Raw genomic sequence first — 3185 nt, 5'->3', positions numbered from 1 at the left:
CCGTAAGCGGTGCACCAAGGCACCTTGCAATAGGCCGATGAACATGGAGCTTTCGCGCCATGACATTGGAACGTGCAAAGGGCGATGTGGTCGCCGAGATCAGCACCACCGCGGCGGCTGAAGCTGGTGCAGCGATGCCCGGCCGCGTACGGCAACGAAGGCTATGGAGTTGCGCGGAGAAGCGCGCGTTGGTCGACCTTGCGAGCGCCGCGGGGTCTTCGGTGACCGAGGTCGCGCAAGCGTTCGGCGTGGCTCCTTCGCAGCTCTATACGTGGCGCAAGCAGATGGCCGGCGGCGAGCTCGATGTCGGCCAGGCGGTGGCGACCTTCGCACGGATCGAGGTGAACGATCTGCCCGAGGTCGAACGCCCCGTCGCCGATTGCCCGGGCCCGGCCGGCAGGATTGTCGTGGCCTTTGCGAACGGCGCGCGATTGCGGATCGATGGGACCGTCGATCCGGCAGCGCTGCGCATCGTCCTGGCGGAGTTGAGCAGGTGATCACGGTGGTGCCGACGGACCGGATTTATCTTTGCTGCGGCGCGACCGACATGCGCCGCGGGATCAACAGCCTGGCGCGGATGGTGCAACAGGTGCTCGCCCTCAATCCGCACACTGGCGCGATCTTCTGCTTCCGTGGACACAAGGGCCATATCATCAAGATTTTGGCGCATGACGACCAGGGGTTCTGCCTGTTCACAAAGCGGCTTACCGATGGCTGTTTTGCCTGGCCCGCCACCAAGGATCAGGTCACCGTTTCGCTTACCAAGGCGGAGCTTTCGCTGCTTCTGGAAGGCATCGACTGGCGCCGGCCGAGCAAGACTTATCGGCCGCGTCTGGCTGGCTGATTTTTCTCGTTTGTTATTGATTTTGTGTCGATTTTGCTTCCTTGATGGAGCTCTTTCGGGTATGTAATTTGGGTGTCGGAACAAGCTCCCTCAGCCGCTGATTTCCTCGCCCGGATCGCGCTTCTGGAGGCGGCCGTTGCTGCCCGTGACACCACAATCGCCGAACGCGATGAGCAGCTGCGCAGAGAGCGCGCCGAGGCCGCACTTCGCATCCAGCGCCTGCAGCTGCGGATCGATCGCTTCAACCGCAAGGCCTTCGGACGCTCGTCCGAGAAGCTGGGCCAGATGCTGCTCGAACTCGAAGATCTCGAGACCGTTTCCGCCGCCAGCGTGCCCGATGCCCAGCTGCCCATCGTCGCCGACACCGACAAGGTCCGGGTGCTGCCGGTGCACAAGCTCAACCCCAACCTGCCGCGCAAGCGGATCGTTCGCGAGCCGTCTTGCGCGTGCTGCCCGGGCTGCGGCGGCGACCTGCGCGCCATGGGCGAAGATAGCGAGGAGATGCTCGACCTGGTCGTCCAGGCCTGGCAGGTGATCGAGACCGTTCGACCCAAATACAGCTGCCGGACCTGCGATAAAATCATTCAGGCCCCGGCACCCGCCAAGGCCATTGCACGCGGCAAGCTCAGCTATGCCGCGCTCGCCCATATCATGATGGCGAAGTGGGGTTATCATTTGCCCTACTACCGTCAGACCCAGATGATGGCCGCCAAGGGCGTCGATATCGAGCGATCCACGCTGGCGCGCAGCGCCGGCTATGCCGCCGCCTTGCTCGATCCGATCTACAATCGCATCCGTGAGATCGGCCGTACCCGCACCAAGCTCCACACCGATGACACGCGGCTTCCGATCCTGGCGCCCGGCACCGGCACCACGCACAAGGGCGCGCTCTGGGTTTACGTCGCCGACGACCGCAATTCGGGTTCGCAGGAGCCGCCGATCGCCTGGTATCGCGCCACCATGGGCCGCGCCGGCGAGAGCGTGATGAGCGAGCTCGCCGGATTTGCCGGCACACTCCAGGCCGACGGATTCAGTGGCTACAACCAGATCTACAAAGGCGGCGCCATTCGGGAAGCTGCCTGCCTGGCCCATCTGCGTCGCAAGATATTCGACGTTCACGACAGCCAGCCGACCGAGCTCAGCACGACGGCGATGGCCGGTATCCAGGCGATCTACCGGATCGAGGAAGAGATACGGGGGCTCCCGCCCGCCGAGCGATTGGCCGCACGACGAAGACGAACTCGACCCTTGGTGCGGGCGCTGCGACGACAGCTCATGCGCCAGGCCAACGGTTTGTCGCGCCATGCCGATATCGCCAAGGCCTTTGCCTATGGCGCCAAGCGATGGCGCGCGTTCAATCGCTTCCTCTACGATGGCCAGCTCGAGCCCGACAACCTGATTGCGGAGCGCGCGATTCGTGGTTTTACGGTCGGCCGGCGCAACTGGCTTTTCTCGGGCAGCTTCGCCGCGGCCGAGCGGTCAGCGGTCGTGCTCAGCATCATCGAGACCTGCAAGCTCTGCGGCGTCGATGCCGAAGCCTACATGGCCGACGTCATCGAGCGCATCCAGAACGACTGGCCAGCCTCGCGCTGGGATGAGCTGATGCCTTGGAACTGGGTGCGCCGCCACGAGATGCCGCTCCCCCTGGCGGCATGAGCGCGCTCGATGACATGGCGCTGTCGGACGAGGCCCTCGAGGCCTGGATGGCCGCCAAGACCAACCCCCGCCCGCTGGTGCGCACCATGTCGGCGCTGGATGGCTTCGTAACGGCGGCGGTCACCGGGCCGCGGTTCGGGGACCCGCAAGACTGGATGTGCCCGCTCATGGGATTGCCGCGTGACGTCCTGGCCAAAGGCTCTGCAACCGATCACGCCGTATTTGCCAGCCTCGCCAGGATCCACAACCGGATCAACGAGACGCTGTTCGACAGACCGCACGATTATGCGCCCCGCTTCGCCACCAAGCCCAGCGGCGGCATCGACCCGCGGCCGTGGTGCCAAGGGTTCTACGCGGCCATCAATCTCAACATCAAACGCTGGAAACGGCTCCTCGACCTCAAGAACCCCAACCACGGCCTGCTGCTTCCGATCCTGATCTACTGCGTCGACAAAAAGGGGCGGCCCGTCCTCGGCAAACCCAGGCCGGGACCCGAGACCGCGCACTTCATCGAGCACGAGGCATACAAAGACATCGCCCTCGTCATCCCCGCTCTTCGCGAACTCCACTACGTCACCCGCTATGACAGCCCGCAGTGATCGCCGCTGGCGTGCCGACTAACGGCTGACCGCCCTACACGCATCAGGCGACTTCGGGAAAGGTGCCTTGGTGCACCGCTTACGTT

The 3185-nt window shown here is 64.4% G+C and carries 4 protein-coding genes; all 4 read left to right on the top strand.

Features of this window, described 5'->3' with window-relative positions:
• The first annotated feature begins 59 nt into the window (after positions 1-59).
• The 4 genes from tnpA to RFM41_RS33870 all read left to right on the top strand — a co-directional run bounded on the left by tnpA (position 60) and on the right by RFM41_RS33870 (position 3099).
• Positions 60-497, top strand: coding sequence for an IS66-like element accessory protein TnpA (gene tnpA, locus RFM41_RS33885; protein ID WP_320253491.1), 438 nt, complete (start codon positions 60-62; stop codon positions 495-497).
• The gene (gene tnpB / locus RFM41_RS33880; RefSeq protein WP_320253492.1) at positions 494-844 is read left to right on the top strand and encodes an IS66 family insertion sequence element accessory protein TnpB; all 351 of its coding nucleotides are present in this window, start codon (positions 494-496) and stop codon (positions 842-844) included. The genes tnpA and tnpB overlap by 4 nt, the downstream gene beginning before the upstream one ends.
• A 72-nt stretch (positions 845-916) precedes the next feature.
• Positions 917-2500, top strand: a complete 1584-nt coding sequence (tnpC, locus tag RFM41_RS33875) for an IS66 family transposase (protein WP_320253493.1) — start codon at positions 917-919, stop codon at positions 2498-2500.
• Entirely contained in the window at positions 2497-3099 is a 603-nt protein-coding gene (locus tag RFM41_RS33870) for a UPF0149 family protein (RefSeq protein WP_320253494.1), read from the top strand. The genes tnpC and RFM41_RS33870 overlap by 4 nt, the downstream gene beginning before the upstream one ends.
• The last annotated feature ends 86 nt before the right edge of the window (positions 3100-3185 follow it).

Origin of the sequence: Mesorhizobium vachelliae (assembly GCF_033977325.1) — a bacterium.
Classification (GTDB): Bacteria; Pseudomonadota; Alphaproteobacteria; order Rhizobiales; family Rhizobiaceae; genus Mesorhizobium; species Mesorhizobium vachelliae.
This window is presented reverse-complemented; position numbering and strand designations above follow the sequence as displayed.